Raw genomic sequence first — 17,818 nt, forward strand, 5'->3', positions numbered from 1 at the left:
TAGCGTGTTTGCTCTATTCTTCGTCTAGCGTAGGCTTTAATGCATCTTGTAAGAAAATCTCCTGACTATTCAGCGGATCTTCACTACGATCAAAATCTTTATAATGATATTTACCATTGGAGTCTTGAATACGAGCCTTAGCAGTATCCATTAATTGTGTATTCATAATGTCAATAATACGAGTTTTTGCTTCATTTGCATATACAGGGAACAAAATTTCTACACGTTTAATCATGTTACGTGTCATCATATCAGCTGAAGATAAATATACTCTATTCTCACCATTATGATGGAACCAATAGATTCGGGAATGTTCAAGGAAACGACCAACGATACTTGTTACAGTAATGTTTTCGCTAATGCCAGGAATCCCCGGTCTAATACAGCAAATACCACGTATTATAAGTTCTACCTTTACCCCAGCAATCGAAGCCTCATATAGCTTCATCATAAGATCTTTGTCTGTCAATGAATTCATTTTAGCTCGAATAAAACCATTCCCATATTTTTTATGACAAGCAATTTCTTCATCCATTAAACGAATAAATTCATCTCGAATATCAAATGGTGCCACAACCAAGTGATTAAATGTAGGTTTTTCTGTATAGCCACTTAAATAGTTAAAGAAGTTTGTCGCATCAATCCCAAATTCTTTATCTGTCGTTATTATGCCCATATCCGTGTAAATTTTTGCAGTGGCATCATTATAATTTCCTGTGCCAAGATGAACAAAGCGTTCAATTTTTCCATTTCGACGACTAACGACTAATGTAATTTTGGAGTGTGTTTTTAAATTGTTCATCCCATAAATAACAAGGCAGCCTGCTTGCTCTAGTTGTTTTGCCCAATGCACATTATTTTCTTCATCGAATCTAGCCTTTAATTCGACTAAAACTGTTACTTGTTTGCCATTTTCAGCAGCCAGTTTCAGTGCTTGAATGATTGGTGAATTGCCACTTACTCGATATAATGTTTGTTTAATTGCCAATACATTCGGATTAACTGCTGCCTCTGAGACAAAGTCAACGATCGGTGCAAATGATTCATATGGATGATGGAAAAAGATATCTTGTGTCAATGCTTTTTCAAAAATATTTTCGTCAGATTGTAAATCTAAAGGTGGCTGTGGGATGAAGCTTTCATATTCAAGATGTTCACGGCCAACAGCTATACCTTTTACAAAAGAGAACATAAAGGTTAAATCCAAAGGACCATCAATATGGAAAACATCATTTTCTTCAATTTCAAATTCATCTAATAAATATAGAAGCACTTCCTCATTCATTTCTCCAACTCGAACTTCTAGACGGCTTCCTACTCCCCACTTTCGTTTCTTCAACTCTTTTTCAATTTCAACGAGAAGGTCCCTTGCACCCTCTTCGTGGATCGTTAAATCCGCATTCCTCGTTAAACGGAAGGCTTGCGCTGATTTTACACTATAGCCATAAAATAATTTTTCAATATGTGCTACAATGACATCCTCCAGTAGTACAACGACTGTTTTACCTTCTTCAGTAGGCACTTTGATATATCGATCTAAAACAGATGGAACTTGAACGATTGCGACTTTTTCACGACTTTCAAGATCTGATTCATCCTGCTCTAATAGGACTAGTAAATTTAGTGTTTTCCCAAGCAATGTCGGGAAGGGACGATACGCATCTACTGCTACAGGTGTTAATACTGGGAATATAGTTTCTGCAAACATCTCGTTAATAAAAGCTTTTTGTGTGCTATTTAGATCTTTCATGTCTGCAATATGTACATTATGCTGTGGTAATAAATCATAGATTAAATGGCGGTATACTTCAGTTTGTCGACGCACTAAAGCTTGTGTACGTTCTGCAATCTTCGCTAATTGTTCTTTTGGTGTTAACCCAGATTTATTCTCAGCCTTATGGAACCCTGCACGAACTTGATCTTGTAAGCCTGCCACACGCACCATAAAAAACTCATCTAGATTTGAACTAAATATAGCTAAAAATTTCAAACGCTCTAGCAGAGGATTATTCACATCCTCCGCTTCCTCTAATACACGCTCATTAAAAGCAAGCCAACTTAACTCTCGATTATTATAGTACTGAGGCTTCGCAATCTCCTCTAGTAAACGACTATGATTTTCTAAAAACTCTTCCTCATTTAGCTCATTATTCGTTATTTCAGTTGTCATCCTTATTCCATCCTTCTTCAATAAAATTGATTGTCATTGGGATTTTTAATGCTCGCTCTAAATGTTTTTTATGTCGATTAGCTTGATATTTTTCAGCTGCTGCATTGTTCTTTATATAAATATTGAGCTGTACATAGTCTTCCTCTGGATGCATATCAATTGCATGTACAACATTTCGCTTTGAGACATTTAAAGCATAGACAAATTTTAATAACGCTCCAAAATCTCTTATTTTCCGATACTCCTCACGATTCATCCAAGTAGCGAATGGGGCAGCGAATCGTTCAAAATAATCTTTATTTTTATAAGAGGCTAGAAGGGCTAGTTTGACTCTTTCTGGGTGATTTAAACCATCAATAGATTGATTCGCAATCAAATAAAAGGTATGTTGACTTGCAGAGCTTAGTTCTATATATTCACCGATATTAAATACCTTTGCTGCTTTTCTTATTAACTGCAAATCTTCCGCATTATATTGTAAATAGCCTAAATGACAACATTCGCGATACAATTGATCGGCTAAATGCATCAAATAATCGACCTCATTTTCAGTTCGACCATACTGTCGAGCAAGCCGCCTGGCATTGCCGTCAAAAACATTATATTTATCAAAAGCATTGCTATCTGTTTGTAAGATCTTTTTGATAATTAGTCCTTCACGTAATCCCTTCTTCGTTAGTTGGAAAGACTTGCTTCCTACAGTTTCCATTAATACTCTAAATACTTCTAAGGCAGGTAAAATAATATCGGCACGGTCTGATGATAGACCATCAAGCTGCCTCAATTCTTGAAAACTTAATTGGCCTAAAAATAAGCTTAATTCATCTAAATCTTCTTTTGTCATTTCGTATCCATGGACACTGGCAATGGGATAATCATGTTTTTGTTGATGAATTTGTGCAATATTACGCGCACTTCCTCCAATTGCAATGATCGGTAAACCACTATTTTGAATCCATGTTAAGGTTTGAAATTGCTCTTTTAAAAAGGCAATAAGTTCCTTCCTTTCACTGCTATTAATGATGTCCCCCTTCACAAAACGTTGCTTTAATGAAACTGTCCCAAATGGGAAACTATGTGATTGCTGAATTTCTTTATTTTCAAACAGTGTAATTTCGGTACTTCCACCACCAATATCAATCGTAACTCCTGATTTTGTGCCACTGGAAAAAGCGACAGCTACAAAGCCAAAATAAGCTTCTTCTTCTTCTGATAAAAGCTCAATTTGGATGCCAGTTCGAGCTTTCATTTCTGCTATTATTTGGTCGCGGTTGGTCGCCTGGCGGATAGCAGCAGTTGCAGCTGCCTTCACTTCTGTCACTTCAAAATCTTCTAACATCGCTTTAAATGTTTCTAAGGTCTCCGCTAACACATGGATACCTTCTTTAGACATCTCACCAGAGGGCTGTAAATATGTACGCAAACGTGCTACCGTTTTAATATTTCCAAGCTCATGAAGCCCCTCTTCATTGTTATACTGATATATCACTAAGCGAATAGTATTGGAGCCGATATCAATAATAGCTGTTTTTAATTCATTCAAATAATCACATCCTTCAAGCATCTTCAGTTTATTTTGTTCACAATATGTATACCTATACAAAAAGTCGGACCCTTTAAAGGCATCCGACTTTACTTTCATTTATTTATACTTTCAGGATACCCATTATTAAAATTGAGAAGTATCATGTAAGGCACAATTTTTACAAAATTAATTGGTCAACACGTAGGATGAGCTCTGCAATTTCTGGCTTACTAATTTGATCTTCTGCTCCTACCTGATCACCTTTATGACGAAGGTCATCTGTAATTAGACTTGAGAATATGATAACTGGAAGTTTTTGAAGATCAGGATGTTCTTTGATTTTTCTTGTCAAATGATGCCCATCCATTTGTGGCATTTCAATATCCGTTACAACTAATTGAATATGTTCTGCAATATCACTACCGCTCTTCGCTATTCCTTCTAAGTATTCATAAGCATCGCGGCCATTTTCAAAGAATTCTACATTGTCATAGCCAGCTTCATTCATCGTATCAAATAATAATTTTCGTAATAAAGGTGAATCCTCTGCAATTAAAATGCGTTTTCCAGTACGCTCACGTTTGCCCAGTTTTTTGACAGATTCTACACTTATGCCCGATTCAGGATTAATATCCACCATAATTCTTTCGAAATCGAGTAGTAGAATCATCTGTTCGTTTTGTTTAATAACACCTATAACTTGTGATGTTCCGCCTTGATACATATCTGAAGGCTTTTCAATTTGATCCCACGATATACGGTGAATTTGTGTCACGTTATCCACATGGAACACAACACGTTGCTTATTAAATTCAGCAACAATATATTTCTGTTGTGGATTACGCTCAGTACTCTGAATTCCTAATACCCGTAGCATATCCACAACTGGTAATACTTCACCTCGTAATTGAATGATTCCTTCTACATGCGGGTGCGCGTGTGGAATAAATGTTACTGGAATCGGTTGAATGATTTCTTTTACTTTAATTACATTGATACCAAATTTATTGTTAGCCACTTCAAATTCAACGATTTCTAGCTCATTTGTGCCACTTTCTAATAATATTCCTTTATGTTCCAATGCAACCCCGCTCCTTTCTCTACTTCAATTTATAATTCAATTGTATCATAGGCAATACATTTCTCCTACTTGCTATTTCCATTTTTATCATTAACTTTTAGATGTACCAACAGGCCGATAACTGTCATTACAATTAACGTCGATAGTGCGACACGGCTTGCTAGTGTACCATAATCCTTCATCCACAATGTAACTGTTCCATATACGGCTGGCCCAATAATGGAGGATACTTTCCCTGAGAAAGCAAACAAGCCGAAGAACTGTCCACGTTTCTCATTGGGTGACAATTCAATAATATAGGTCCTAGACGTTACCCACATAGAGCCAAGTGATATACCAAAAAGGCTACCTGCAAGCCAAAACATCCATTGTGCTGTGGCAAATACAGCAAACACTAAAGCGACAATCATAATTAGAGCTACCATAGTAATGGCGCGCTTAGCTCCTACTGATTTCGTTATATAGCCAAATGCCAAAGAACCTATAATCGTTGATACAGTAGAGACTAGATAAAGAATGATAAATTGACCTGAACTAAACCCAACAATGGCTGTCGCATAAACTGCCATCATTGCAATCGTAGTCGCAATAGCATCATTCAAAAAGAAATAAGCAATCATAAAAGTAAAGATAGCCTTATATTGCTTCATATCCTTGAAGGTTTGAATAATTTCCTTATAGCCATCTAAAAATTTTAAAGACTTCCTCTGTGCTTTTGGTATTGGTGTATCTTTGTTAATCAAAAATAAGGGCAGCGAAAATAATAAATACAAAATTGCTGTTGGAATAAATGCACGATGAAAATCACTGCTGCCAACATACAAATAAACGAGAAGTCCAACAAGTGTACCCAAATACCCTATTGCAACGCCATAGCCCGATATGAGCGGCATTTCTTCTTTCGTTCCTAAATCTCCCATCATGGAATCATAGAATACTAGACTGGAATTAAAGAAAAACTTTGCAATAACAAAACTTGCCACGACTAAAAATAAACTAAGGGGGACGCCTGAGTAATGAGTGGTAGTCTGTAGGTTCGCAAAGATCCCCATCATAAACGTAAAAAGAATGGAAATAGACGCAAACCAGACAATAAATTTCTTTTTATAGCCAGTGTTATCAATCCATACTCCGAACAGCGGAGAGAATACTACAAGTAATAAACTAGCAATGGCATTCGCGTACGAAATAAATGTACTAGCTACTTGTTGCATAACTTCATTTGTCCCTAATACCTCATCCATATAGAACGGGAAAAAAATCGTATTAATATTTGAAGAAAAAATTGTATTAGCAAAATCATAGAAGGCCCATGACAGTATTGGTAATGATAAGTAAATTGCTAACTGACTTCGATGCTGAACATCTATTGCTGAACTCTTTTTCATAAAACCCTCCCTTACATTCTCTATAATAATCCATTAATTTTTTTCCGTAATAAAAAATTTCTTTTTTTAAAGAAAATTAATATTATTTACAATATAACAGTAAATTTCCTAAAACATAACTGCTAATAGATCGAAAAACAAAGCCCTTTCTCAATTTTTTTCTAGTAAAAAAAAAGATATTCAAGCCCCCTCGCCTGAATATCTTTTTTATTATTTTTCAGTTATTGCTACCCATTCAGAAGACCATTGTTCAATTGCTTTTAACACCGGAGCAAGTGCATATCCCTTTTCCGTCAGTTCATACTCAATGACGACTGGGGTAGAAGGAATGACCGTGCGTAATACAATTTCCTCGGTCTCTAGCTCCTTTAATCGCTCAGTTAATACGCGGCTGCTTATGTTTAACTGATTTTTAATGACTGAATATCGCTGTGGACCATCTAATAATTGAAATATAAGTAAAGTATTCCAGCGATGATTTAATATTTTTAGCGCCTTTTCAAATCGAGGACAAATTTTTTTTTGATCCACGTTACAAGCCTCCATTGTTAGTAGTTCATATACAACAGTATAACACTTATTTCGACATTCAGTTCTTAAAATACATTTAGTTACTTGACAAAAGTCGTTTTTAAAAATACACTAGGTTACGAAATGTAAGTTAAAGAAAAGGAGATACAATAATATGCAAAACATTGGTTCAACTATTTTACGTGTCGTTCTTGGCATTATTTTTGCAGTACACGGCTTTCAAAAATTCCAAGGAGGTATTAGCTATACGGCAGACTTTTTTGACAGTATAGGTATACCAGGATTTATGGCGTATATCGTTGCGATTATTGAATTAGTGGGAGGTATTGCCCTTATATTAGGTTTAGCAACGAGAATTTTTGGTGCCCTACTAACAATCACTATGATTGTAGCCATTTTCACAGCTAAGCTTAGCATTGGCTTTATTGGGGCTGATGGTTTAGCCGGTTACGAATTAGATTTAGCCTTAGGTGCTATTGCTCTATACTTTACTCTAGCTGGTGCTTCTAGCCTTTCACTAGACGCCCAACTTTTTGGGAAAGAGTAATGAAAAAACCTGAAGTCTCCTCAAAATGAAGAGATTTCAGGTTTCCTATTTTAATCCAACCAAATATAACTATCTATAATGCTGAAGAAGAGCTTGTGTCCCATTATCACCATAGCCATCTTCCATCAATTTTTCATACATTTCATAGGCTAATGCCAATCCTGGTAAAGTGATTCCCATTTTCTTGGACTCATCCAAAGCAATTTTCATATCCTTCACGAAATGTTTGATATAAAAACCTGGTGCAAAGTCTTCTTTAATCATCCGTGGTGCTAAATTACTTAGAGACCAAGAGCCTGCTGCACCTGATGCAATTGACTGCAATACGGTCGGTAAATCCAGCCCTGCCTTAAGACCATAAGCCAGTGATTCGCATACCCCAATCATACCTGAAGCTATGGCAATTTGATTGCACATCTTTGCATGCTGACCAGCCCCTGCCTCACCCTGATAAACAATATTTTCCCCAAAATGCTTCATCAACGGTAAAACTTTATCGTAGGTTGTTAAATCGCCACCAATCATAATGGACAATGTACCATTTTGCGCACCGATATCACCACCTGAAACAGGTGCATCTAAAGATTCTACACTAATAGATTGAGCATGCTCATAAATTTTCTTAGCTAAAGAAGGCTCTGAAGTTGTCATATCAATAACAATGTTGCCAGGTTCAACTGTTTTGAAAAGCCCATTATCTCCAAAATAAACCTCTTCCACATCTGATGGGTAACCAACCATTGTAAATGCAATATCTTTATTTTTAAATGCTTCTGCTGGCGAACTAGCCCAAGATGCCCCTAAAGCTACTAGTGGCTCTGCTTTTTCTTTAGTTCGAGTATACACCGTCACCTCATGGTCATTCCTCAATAAGTGTTTAATAATACTTGTCCCCATAACGCCAGTCCCGATAAATGCAATACGTTGCTTTTTCATATGTACATACTCCTTTGTCATAAAGTTAGGATTCCTTCACCTAAGTGACTTGATGTTTTCAGTTTAGGCGAATAAATAAAATAATTCAAACTCTTCCTATAACTTGTACTAAAAAAAGGATGGCCTGCATATATACCGAATAAGCAAAAAAAAGAGAGCAAGTGATTGGGGGATCACTGCTCTAAAGGGGGAAATGAGAATGTTGCTGTGTTCATAGTAAGTTATTCCCCAATGAAATGCATTTTAAACATCTATTTTTATAATGTTATTACTCTGAATACTGGAACAATCTTTTTATTCGTCTTGGTCTTTTTCTTCATCGAATGCTGTCTGTCTATAATAGGTATTCATTAACTGGTCTAATCTGCGACTCAGTTGAATGGTTTTTGCATTTTGTAACCCGTTTTCAACACCAGAGCGAATCATCAACTCACGAGTTTGTTCCATTTGTTTCAAGAGTAGATTGACCATTCATACAACCCTCCACACACAAATAATCATACCATTATTATACATTTATATTTCATTTCTTACAGCATTAACTTACGACAATGTTCGACAAATTAACTCCTTGGTATTTCGTTATAAGTATAGATAATTCGTCCATTTTGCTTGGCCTCACCCCTAAAATGTTTAAATAAAGGATGTCTTACAAGTATTTCCCGAAATTCGTAAAAATCTTCCTTTTGAATTTCGATACTTCCTATTTCCCCATTTTGTAATTGTTTAAGCATATTTTCGTATTTTTCCATTAGTTTTATTCCTTTCTTTTCATCTTTTGTGTACTAAATTATGAATTATTTAAAAAAAGCTTTACGTTTACCATTTTTTCGTGCAAACTGTATATTATTAGTCGATGAAGGAGCTGACTGTCTGTGAAAATAGCTGAAGTTGGAAATATTATCGAGTTTAAAAATGGTCTCCAAGGTATTGTCGAAAAGGTAAATGAAAATTCGGTGATTGTTAACTTAACATATATGGAGAATTTTGATTCCCTTGAAATTGAAGAGAAAACGGTCGTCAATCATAAACGTTATAAAATTTTATATACGAATGAAGCTTAATAGTCTGAATAGTCCCTATTTGTCTTTATAGATGATATGGGGCTTTTTTTTTGATAAAATTAAAGCATGGAGGTCGTATATGCTAACAAATTCAAAACAAACAATACTATTACTCCTTTCTCTATTATTCGTTTATGGCATGCTTGCCTTTACCTTTGCTAACCAAGCAGTATTTTGGTACATGTATGCATTTACTTTACTAGTATGTATTGCCATTGCCATACTAGCCGGTTCTATTGAAGATCAATTACCGACATGGCAATTTTTACTCTTTGGAATTGGATACGGTACCATCACTTATGGTATTATTCGCTTCGGTTATTGGCTTGCTCCCTATATTAATAATAATTTAGTACAATCTGTTCATAAATTTTTAACAAATTATGGACCACAAAATATTTGGCACTATGCATTACTTGTTTTTATTGTTGCCATCGGCGAAGAATTGTTTTGGCGTGGTTACATTCAGCAACAATTAAAACGCTTTATGCGCCCATCTTTGGCTGTCCTAGTTACGGCAGTTTTATGTGCCATTTCCATAGCCCTAAGCGGCTTTATTCTAGGCGTGGTTGCTGCACTTGTGACAAGTATTATTTGGGGCTTCTTGTATGAATGGCGGAAAAGTATGCCACTTGTTATTGTAGCTCATGTTGTTTTTGTACTATTATTATTTTTAGTGTTACCTTTAACATCATAACATTATTATTTGGAAACATTTTAGCTTTACTAACGTTTAATTTAGAAAAGGAGGGTTTTTTATGCAAAAAAAATTAGTTTCAATTCTTGCATTATTATTAACAGCAGTACTAGTTGTAGGTTGTAATACCTCTGAAAAAACAGGGGATTCAGATGCTCAACAAAATGAGCCGTCAAATACTGCTGCCGATCAAAAACCATCTGGTGATGAAACAGCAGGTGAAGCACAAGAGGAAGAGGATACAGATACACCTGCTTCAAATGAAACAAATACAGAGGATGTTTCCAAACAGCCACAACAAGATGTGACTTACAAACAAAATGGTGTAGATAAAACAGAAAAGGCAACTGAATCTAAAAGCGTTGATCAAAGCTATAAACTACAACAACTTTCAGGATTCACATTGACACAAGAAGAGCCTGGTAAAGATATGTTAGTATCTAATGAAGATGATGAAGTGTTTATGCGTATTGAAACAATTGAGGCATCTCAATCAAGCTTTACTGAAGTAAAAACAGCAATGCAAGATTATATGAATGCTGTAGGTGAAACAGTCGCTTTAACTACTGATGAATTAGCTGTATTCAAGGATGTTCAAAATATTGAAGGTTATGTTGTAGACTTTGACACAGAGAAAGTAATTGGGGTTGTTTTTGAAAAAGATGGTCTCATTACAAAATTAACTATTCACGATAATGATAAGCAAGATTTAACAGATGCTATGATGAACATGGCAGCAACTATTTCTAAAAAATAATAATTCATACTAAGGAAGGACGATAGACAACTTGTCTCTATCGTCCTTTTATGTGTGTATAAGCTCTTTGTGATATCTTACTTCTTCCACATGATAAAAAAGTTGTCTCAAATGAATGAGACAACGTTTTAATAAGATAAATCTTTAATAGAAAGGCCCATTTTCTTTAATAATGTAATAGCTTGCTCTTTTTCTTCTGAAGATAATACACTCATTATTTCATGCAAATGCTGCTCGTGTTTTGGGAATAGTTCTCCCATAAATGCTTCGCCCTCATCCGTGATTTCTGCATATGTCACACGGCGATCTGAAGGACAAGACACACGCAATAAGTAGCCTCTTTTTTCAAGCTTATCAATGACATACGTAATAGACCCACTGGCAAGTAAAATTTTATTGCCAATTTGCTGTAATGGCTGTCTTCCTTTATGATAAAGAAGCTCAAGTACAGCAAATTCAGTTGGGTTTAAACCATTATCCTGAAATAATTGATGTGTTGTCTCATTAATAGCCTTAAGTGCACGTGACAATACAATATATAATTTTAAAGATTGTTTTAAGTCTTCTGACGTCATATTCTTTTCCTCTCACTTCGCTCTTTATACTTGACATTATAGCGATATTAGAAAAGCATTGTCAAAAGCATTATCTGATTTAGAAGGTTATATTGTTGTTATTCAACCATTTTTCTCTCTTTATGTGACTAAATAGGCAGAATCTTTTGTGGACACTTCGAGTGTATCCACTTGATTAAATGTATAGATTGGGAACTGCAGATGGAAGCATGTCCCCTTCTGTAATTCACTATTAACACCTATAATTCCATCGTGCTCTTCTATAACTTTTTTCACGAAAGCAAGGCCCAGTCCTGTCCCTGATGATTTTGTCGTGTAAAAAGGCTGGAATAGGTTTTGAAGGGTTGTGCTATCCATTCCAACGCCTTCATCTTTAATTGTAAGTTCAACAATCGCGCAGTCATTTGTAGTCATTTCTACAGTAATCGTACCACCATTGTTCATGGATTCCATCGCATTTTTGATAAGATTCATTAACACTTGCTTTAATCGATTTTCATTTCCGCCGATATAAACTTGATTTGGATTTGAAATGTACTGAATCATAATATTTTTCATGAGTGCATCTGGTAACATGAACTCAATGACTTGTTTCACGATATGATCTAGTTCCAGCAACTCCACTTTCATAGTTGATGGCTTGGACAAAACTAAAAGTTCTGATAAAATTTGCTCCATTCGTTGAAGCTCACTATCAATGACAGAGAGATACATGCGTGATTCATCATCCGCATTTATCTTTAATAAATCAGTAAACCCCTTTAAAGAAGTTAATGGGTTACGAATTTCATGCGCAATACTCGCTGCCATTTGTCCAACAACATTTAAAGCATGTTGATGTTCAACTTTATGTTGAAGTTGCTTCTTCTCTGTTTCATCATTAATAACTGTGACAATAATATTATTGTATTCATCAAAGATACTGGATATTTCATAATAGCAAGTTCTACTTACTTGGGTTTCATCGACAACGTGAAGACTTGCATGTTTTTCACCCATTAATTTAGAAAGATAGGATGTAATCTGCCCTTTTTTCAATGTAAATAAATCAAATATATGCTGATGAGCTTTATGGAGTAACTGCGAGCTTTCTACTTTTAGAAACATTTCTGCATACTTATTAAGCCCAAGAATAATACCGCTAGCATCACTCACAATAACAGCATAAGGTAAGTAATCATATGCATTAAAGGATTGAGATCTTTCATGCTCTTGACTAACGTATAATTTATGGGCAACATCATCATTTAATGTTGAAATTTGCGCAACAATTTCTTCGGCATTTGGGTCGTAGAAACATTTAAAAGATAACATTTCGTACTCATTCCCAACTGTGCGAATGTTGAAAATTTCTTCTGATCGTAAATCCTTTTGTAATTGTTGGACGAATTTCGCCCATTTAAATTTAGACGGCTCGTCCATAGCCAAATTACCAATAAACGTTAAATTAAGATTAAAAAGTTGGATAGCAGCCTCATTGACGTTCAAAATTTTCCCTGCTTTATTGAGTATAAGTGTTGGTGACGAAGTACTTTTCATAAGATTTCCAAAACATTGATTAATATCATTTTGCTTCAACTTTCTCACCGAACCTTTCAAAAGAGTAAGAAACCTCTAAATCGAATTTTGAGCCTTTACTATACATTATGACAGTACGATTCTATTATTACAAAATTTAGTAAATTTAAGTATTTTAAATTATTTCACGAACTGTTCACAAAATAAATAGGTAAAAAGAATTATATTGTACGTCAAATACTTGACTGATACAATTAGAAATTGAAAGGAAGATTATTGTATGAATACTATTTTAACTACTTTAAATGCAAAGTATATACACACAAACTTAGCGTTACGCTATTTAAAAGGTGCCGCTGCGCCCGAATTCAATCCAATTATAGCAGAATATACAATTAAAGACCCTGCTTTTAATATTGTATCAGATTTGTTCCAAAAAAAACCTGATATTATTGGATTTAGTTGTTATATTTGGAATATTGAAGAAACAATTCATGTCATTAAAATGTTAAAAACAGTCTGTCCAAATGTTAAAATTTTGCTTGGAGGCCCTGAAGTTTCTTACGATTCTCACCATTGGCTACGTCGTATACCTGAAGTAGATTTCATCGTGATGGGTGAAGGAGAAATTTCATTTAAACAATTGTTACGTTATTTACACGGAGAAATATTATTGGAGGAAGTTCCTGGGATTTGCTATTTGGAGGACGGGAAAGTCAAAATTCACGCTCAGCCACCTAAGATAGATTTGCGTGAATTAGCAAGTCCGTTTCGCTTTGAAGAGGACCTTCCTCATCTTGGGAAACGCATACAGTACATTGAAACAAGTAGAGGCTGTCCGTTTAGCTGCCAATTCTGTTTATCTTCAATAGAAGTTGGTGTTCGTTACTTTAACCGTGAAAAAATAAAAGAAGATATTCGTTTCTTAATGGATAATGGCGCTAGAACTATAAAATTTGTGGATCGAACGTTTAATATAAGCCGAAGTTACGCTATGGAAATGTTCCAGTTTTTAATTGATGAACATAAACCCGGTGTTGTATTCCAGTTTGAGATTACTGCCGATATTATGCGTCCTGAAGTTATCCAATTTTTAAATGACAATGCACCGAGAGGTCTATTCCGTTTCGAAATCGGTGTTCAATCCACAAACGATTTAACAAATACACTTGTACAACGTCGTCAAAACTTTGAAAAACTAAAACGAACCGTGACAATGGTTAAAGAAGGCAGAAAAATCGATCAACATTTAGATTTAATAGCAGGTTTACCAGAAGAGGATTACGCAAGCTTCCGTCAAACATTCAATGATGTTTTTGCCATGCGACCAGAAGAACTTCAACTTGGTTTTTTAAAACTTTTACGTGGTACAGGCCTTCGAGTGGAGGCTGAAAAGTTTGGTTATACGTACGTTGACCTAGCTCCTTATGAAATCTTTTCTAATAATGTCCTCACATTTGATGATATTGTTCGCATTAAACATGCAGAGGATGTTCTAGAGAAATATTGGAATGATCATCGTATGGACCATACAATCGAATATTTAGTGACAGAGGTCTTCGATACACCTTTTGACTTTTTCCAAAGCTTTGGTACGTATTGGGAAACTAAAGGATGGTCCCGTATTGGCCATCAATTAGAAGATTTATTCCGTCGTTTACTAATGTTCTTAGAAACTGTGGATGGTGCAAATTTAAACATTATTCAGAGCTTAATGCAACTAGATTATCTAACGGCTCAGCAATTCCAACCACGTAAATTATGGTGGAAGGAACGTCCAACAGAAGAGCAACAAAAATTAATCTATCAGACATTACGTGAAAATCCAGCTATCGCAGGTGAGGAATTTGCAGACTTTAAACTCACTGAGAAAGAGCTATTTAAGCATACTTTGGTCATCCCGCATTCTCTCAATTATGATGATTTCCTGAATGGCAAAATTGTACAAAAAGATGGCTATCTCTTAACCTATTTCCGTCATGGTCAAGCTCCTTACTTTGCAACAATCCACACTCTTTAATAAGAAACGCTAGACTGATTTAACGATCAGGACTAGCTTTTTTTATTTGTCTTAAACAATTCTTAAAGATACACTCAAAAGGAAATGTAGAGCTTCTATCGCTTTTCTGCATCCTTAATCTAGTAGTCAAGTATTCACAGCGAATCTAAAAATGATTAGGGCAAATTTCTTAAAGGTAGACGATTTATAGGTTGAAAATATACCCAATTAAAATTTCCATACTCGGGAAATTAATTTTTAAATTTTCCAAAAATTTTGTGACAGTTTACTCATTTAGACATTTTGGTAACGAATGGAGCCCTTATATTCTACGCCAAAAATCTGGTCGTCTTAGAATATCAGCCAATAATTTCACATTTATTAGTATGGTGTTTTTATGTATTTTTTATTTTATTGGAACTACCTAGTCCTTTTCAATAGTTAATTTTCGATTTAAAAAAAAGTATATGATTTATTAATAGATGGTTTTTTAGTGTATAGACATCTGTAATGACAATATTCGACAATTTTATTTCTTTCTTCTATATATAATAGAAGAAAGTCCTTTACCCTTCTATGCTATTACCAGCTACCGATAAGAGGATGGATTCGAATGACAGCTTTAAATATGAATACACAATCATGCAGCTATGAAGCTCCCTAACATGAACACTAATACTTAATGACTTTGACAAAAAAGGGCAATATCAACATTCCCCCTCAACAGTTTCTTATATATCAACGTTCTGAAGGTGTTATCCTTTAAAACCTCTAATTCATTTAACAGATTTAGTGTAGTTGGCGTATTATAGTGTCATTACATTTGTCTTGACGTATTTCGACAGGAAGTCATTAACTTCACTGACAACACCTACTAGTATTAATACAATTTTATTGTATGGCCTTCATGTATTGGAAAGGTGGAAATTAAAATGTATATTTGAACAAATAAAAGAACATCAAATACCTGTAGGATGATATTAAAAAAAAGGAATTCCAACTAGTTGCTGAGCAATTTACTGATGATGAAATCATAGAAGGGTCCGCAGTCTTCCCGCCCCCGCCTGCAACATCATCAATTCCAATTGACGAATTAATAAAAATTAAATGAACTTATGGTTGCCAGTATTTTAATAAAAGAAGATTTGATACGAAGAAGAAACAACTTTTAGGTATCTAGGTTTAAAGCTGCTCTGGCCTTAATACGTATATTAATTGATTATAGGACTTGAAGGATTTAAAGCAACTAATTGATACAAAAGAAAAGTACTTACAAAGTGAATAAACAGAAAAGACCAGATACGAACATTTTATGATCGCCTGGTTGACTATTTTAATGATTTAAAAGCACTGATGAGTACTCTTTACTTTAAACTTCAATGGCTCAAAAACATCAGTTGATGACTTTGCTTCTACTTCCACATACCAGCGCCTTCGCCCCTTCTAGGTACTTTGCATATTCTAATTGATTTTTGATAATGACCTTATGGGGGCAAAAAGGGGGCAATCCCACGATTACCCCTCAACAAATCCTTATATATCAATGTTCTGAAAGTGTTATCCGATTATTACGCGTTCCTTTGGATAATGGAATTTCGATTTCTTACCTCGTCCACCACCCCCAAGTGTATAAAGGAAGGATATTAAGCCGACTCGACCAATGAACATTAAAATAATAATAATAATTTTACCAATGACTGATAAATCAGAAGTTATTCCTAATGACATACCACAAGTACCGAACGCAGAGGTGATTTCAAAAATAATTTGAATAAGGGAGGCATGTGGCTCTGTAATAAGCAAAATAATCGTTGCAATTAAAACCATGAAAAAGGCTAATAAGATGACAACGAAGGAGCGGAAAACATCAATTAAATGAATTTCTCGCCCAAACACTTGAATATCCTCTCTCCCTCTTGCAAATGTAATTAAAAATAATATGGCTATGGCAAAAGTAGTTGTTCGAATTCCTCCCCCCACTGAACTTGGAGAAGAACCTATGAACATGAGAAAGCTCATAAAAATATCTGTCGCCTCACTAAATGTCGTCACATCATAAGTTGTAAGCCCTGCAGATCTTGTAGATACAGAATGGAACATTGCTGAAAAAAGCGCCTCATGCCAGGACATTTCCTTGAAAGAATGGAAGGATTCGAGAAGTAAAATGACCAGAGCACCTACAACAAATAGAATGGCATAAGTAGACGTAGTGATTTTTGTAAACAAGCTAAATCGAAAATTCGCATGTCGCTTGAGTAAGAAAGTCTTTAGTTCAATTAATACTGGGAAACCGATTGCCCCTAACACAATAAGTATCATTGTCACCAACTGAACAAAATAATCATCATGGAATGGCAATAAGCTCATTCCCGTAATATCAAATCCTCCATTGGTCGTAGCAGAAATTGAAGCAAAGATTCCATGTAAAAATGCTTCTTCTAACGTATCAAAATAATTGGTAAAATGGAGCGTTAAGATAACCGTACCTGCTACCTCGATACCAATTAGTATTTTTAAAATTTCACGTATTAATTTCACAACACCAGACAAATTGTACTGATTATGGTCAATCATAATTAACTGACGCTCGCGCATCCCTATTTTTTTCCCAACTAATAGCCACACAAAGGTACCCAGTGACATAATACCAATTGCGCCTAACTGTAAAATAACAAGAATCATCACAAGTCCAAATTTCGTATACGTTTCGGAAATATTAATGGTTGTTAAACCAGTTACACTTACTGCACTTACCGCCGTAAATAGACTATCTAAAAAGGAAACCTTTACTCCTTCTTGATGAACCCCTGGAAGCCGTAATAACAGGAAGGAAATCGCTATCGCTATGAAATAATAAGATACAAGTACCTGAAATGGTGTGACAAGTCTATTGGAAGTTTTTTTCCAAGGCACTTTAACAACCCCTCTACATATGATGCCCAACTAGATAGATTATAGTATAGAAAAAATACAAGAAAAAAGAAAGAGGAATAGTGATTACTATACTTTTCGACTCGATAAAAGAATAAA

Annotated in this window: 16 protein-coding genes; 5 read left to right on the forward strand and 11 right to left on the reverse strand. The window is 35.1% G+C overall.

Features of this window, described 5'->3' with window-relative positions; translation table 11 throughout:
- Positions 1-13 precede the first annotated feature (13 nt).
- The 5 genes from ACOZBY_RS03380 to ACOZBY_RS03400 all read right to left on the reverse strand — a co-directional run bounded on the left by ACOZBY_RS03380 (position 14) and on the right by ACOZBY_RS03400 (position 6,695).
- Entirely contained in the window at positions 14-2,170 is a 2,157-nt protein-coding gene (locus ACOZBY_RS03380) for an RNA degradosome polyphosphate kinase (RefSeq protein ID WP_012293036.1), read from the reverse strand.
- Positions 2,160-3,713: a Ppx/GppA family phosphatase gene (locus ACOZBY_RS03385; protein ID WP_036160877.1), complete on the reverse strand. Its 1,554-nt coding sequence runs from the start codon at positions 3,711-3,713 to the stop codon at positions 2,160-2,162. Before ACOZBY_RS03385 ends, ACOZBY_RS03380 begins: the two co-directional genes overlap by 11 nt.
- Positions 3,714-3,873: 160 nt before the next feature.
- Entirely contained in the window at positions 3,874-4,776 is a 903-nt protein-coding gene (locus tag ACOZBY_RS03390; RefSeq protein WP_012293034.1) for a chemotaxis protein, read from the reverse strand.
- A gap of 65 nt (positions 4,777-4,841) precedes the next feature.
- Positions 4,842-6,164: an MFS transporter gene (locus tag ACOZBY_RS03395; protein WP_197149213.1), complete on the reverse strand. Its 1,323-nt coding sequence runs from the start codon at positions 6,162-6,164 to the stop codon at positions 4,842-4,844.
- Between the two features lie 210 nt (positions 6,165-6,374).
- Entirely contained in the window at positions 6,375-6,695 is a 321-nt protein-coding gene (locus ACOZBY_RS03400) for a winged helix-turn-helix transcriptional regulator (RefSeq protein ID WP_012293032.1), read from the reverse strand.
- 154 nt (positions 6,696-6,849) lie between these two features.
- Between ACOZBY_RS03400 and ACOZBY_RS03405 the strand changes: the two genes are divergently transcribed.
- A complete protein-coding gene (locus ACOZBY_RS03405; protein WP_012293031.1) occupies positions 6,850-7,242 on the forward strand; it encodes a DoxX family protein in 393 nt (130 codons plus the stop codon).
- A 69-nt stretch (positions 7,243-7,311) separates the two neighbouring features.
- Here the strand turns inward: ACOZBY_RS03405 and ACOZBY_RS03410 are convergent, their stop codons facing one another.
- The 3 genes from ACOZBY_RS03410 to ACOZBY_RS03420 form a co-directional block, all read right to left on the reverse strand.
- Complete coding sequence (locus tag ACOZBY_RS03410) at positions 7,312-8,178, reverse strand: NAD(P)-dependent oxidoreductase (RefSeq protein ID WP_031418822.1); 867 nt, start codon at positions 8,176-8,178, stop codon at positions 7,312-7,314.
- A gap of 294 nt (positions 8,179-8,472) precedes the next feature.
- Complete coding sequence (locus ACOZBY_RS03415; protein WP_008174142.1) at positions 8,473-8,649, reverse strand: aspartyl-phosphate phosphatase Spo0E family protein; 177 nt, start codon at positions 8,647-8,649, stop codon at positions 8,473-8,475.
- Between the two features lie 92 nt (positions 8,650-8,741).
- Complete coding sequence (locus ACOZBY_RS03420; protein WP_012293028.1) at positions 8,742-8,930, reverse strand: hypothetical protein; 189 nt, start codon at positions 8,928-8,930, stop codon at positions 8,742-8,744.
- Between the two features lie 123 nt (positions 8,931-9,053).
- Between ACOZBY_RS03420 and ACOZBY_RS03425 the strand changes: the two genes are divergently transcribed.
- The 3 genes from ACOZBY_RS03425 (at position 9,054) to ACOZBY_RS03435 (ending at position 10,696) form a co-directional block, all read left to right on the forward strand.
- Positions 9,054-9,242 (forward strand): YkvS family protein, encoded by a 189-nt coding sequence (locus ACOZBY_RS03425; RefSeq protein ID WP_004224583.1) that lies wholly within the window; start codon positions 9,054-9,056, stop codon positions 9,240-9,242.
- 79 nt (positions 9,243-9,321) lie between these two features.
- Positions 9,322-9,939, forward strand: a complete 618-nt coding sequence (locus ACOZBY_RS03430; protein WP_012293027.1) for a CPBP family intramembrane glutamic endopeptidase — start codon at positions 9,322-9,324, stop codon at positions 9,937-9,939.
- A gap of 61 nt (positions 9,940-10,000) precedes the next feature.
- Entirely contained in the window at positions 10,001-10,696 is a 696-nt protein-coding gene (locus ACOZBY_RS03435; RefSeq protein ID WP_031418820.1) for a hypothetical protein, read from the forward strand.
- A gap of 128 nt (positions 10,697-10,824) precedes the next feature.
- Here ACOZBY_RS03435 and ACOZBY_RS03440 read toward each other — a convergent pair whose 3' ends face one another.
- Positions 10,825-11,271, reverse strand: coding sequence for a MarR family winged helix-turn-helix transcriptional regulator (locus tag ACOZBY_RS03440; protein WP_008174146.1), 447 nt, complete (start codon positions 11,269-11,271; stop codon positions 10,825-10,827).
- Positions 11,272-11,391: 120 nt separating this feature from the next.
- Positions 11,392-12,759, reverse strand: coding sequence for an ATP-binding protein (locus ACOZBY_RS03445; protein ID WP_230584346.1), 1,368 nt, complete (start codon positions 12,757-12,759; stop codon positions 11,392-11,394).
- Positions 12,760-13,069: 310 nt separating this feature from the next.
- Here ACOZBY_RS03445 and ACOZBY_RS03450 point away from each other — a divergent pair, with 310 nt between their 5' ends.
- Positions 13,070-14,809 carry a B12-binding domain-containing radical SAM protein gene (locus ACOZBY_RS03450; RefSeq protein WP_198695111.1) on the forward strand — a complete coding sequence of 580 codons (1,740 nt, stop codon included), beginning with the start codon at positions 13,070-13,072 and terminating at the stop codon, positions 14,807-14,809.
- 1,536 nt (positions 14,810-16,345) lie between these two features.
- Here ACOZBY_RS03450 and ACOZBY_RS03455 read toward each other — a convergent pair.
- Positions 16,346-17,701: a TrkH family potassium uptake protein gene (locus tag ACOZBY_RS03455; RefSeq protein ID WP_036214846.1), complete on the reverse strand. Its 1,356-nt coding sequence runs from the start codon at positions 17,699-17,701 to the stop codon at positions 16,346-16,348.
- Positions 17,702-17,818 lie beyond the last annotated feature (117 nt).

It is taken from the genome of Lysinibacillus sp. NPDC056220 (assembly GCF_049315265.1).
Lineage (GTDB): Bacteria > Bacillota > Bacilli > Bacillales_A > Planococcaceae > Lysinibacillus > Lysinibacillus pinottii.

Bases quoted from the DNA above. Each gene is read 5' to 3' on its own strand.
- ACOZBY_RS03395 (WP_197149213.1), bottom strand. From the start codon at position 6,164: ATGAAAAAGAGTTCAGCAATAGATGTTCAGCATCGAAGTCAGTTAGCA.
- ACOZBY_RS03405 (WP_012293031.1), top strand. From the start codon at position 6,850: ATGCAAAACATTGGTTCAACTATTTTACGTGTCGTTCTTGGCATTATT.
- ACOZBY_RS03450 (WP_198695111.1), top strand. From the start codon at position 13,070: ATGAATACTATTTTAACTACTTTAAATGCAAAGTATATACACACAAAC.
- ACOZBY_RS03420 (WP_012293028.1), bottom strand. From the start codon at position 8,930: ATGGAAAAATACGAAAATATGCTTAAACAATTACAAAATGGGGAAATA.
- ACOZBY_RS03430 (WP_012293027.1), top strand. From the start codon at position 9,322: ATGCTAACAAATTCAAAACAAACAATACTATTACTCCTTTCTCTATTA.
- ACOZBY_RS03410 (WP_031418822.1), bottom strand. From the start codon at position 8,178: ATGAAAAAGCAACGTATTGCATTTATCGGGACTGGCGTTATGGGGACA.
- ACOZBY_RS03380 (WP_012293036.1), bottom strand. From the start codon at position 2,170: ATGACAACTGAAATAACGAATAATGAGCTAAATGAGGAAGAGTTTTTA.
- ACOZBY_RS03415 (WP_008174142.1), bottom strand. From the start codon at position 8,649: ATGGTCAATCTACTCTTGAAACAAATGGAACAAACTCGTGAGTTGATG.
- ACOZBY_RS03435 (WP_031418820.1), top strand. From the start codon at position 10,001: ATGCAAAAAAAATTAGTTTCAATTCTTGCATTATTATTAACAGCAGTA.
- ACOZBY_RS03440 (WP_008174146.1), bottom strand. From the start codon at position 11,271: ATGACGTCAGAAGACTTAAAACAATCTTTAAAATTATATATTGTATTG.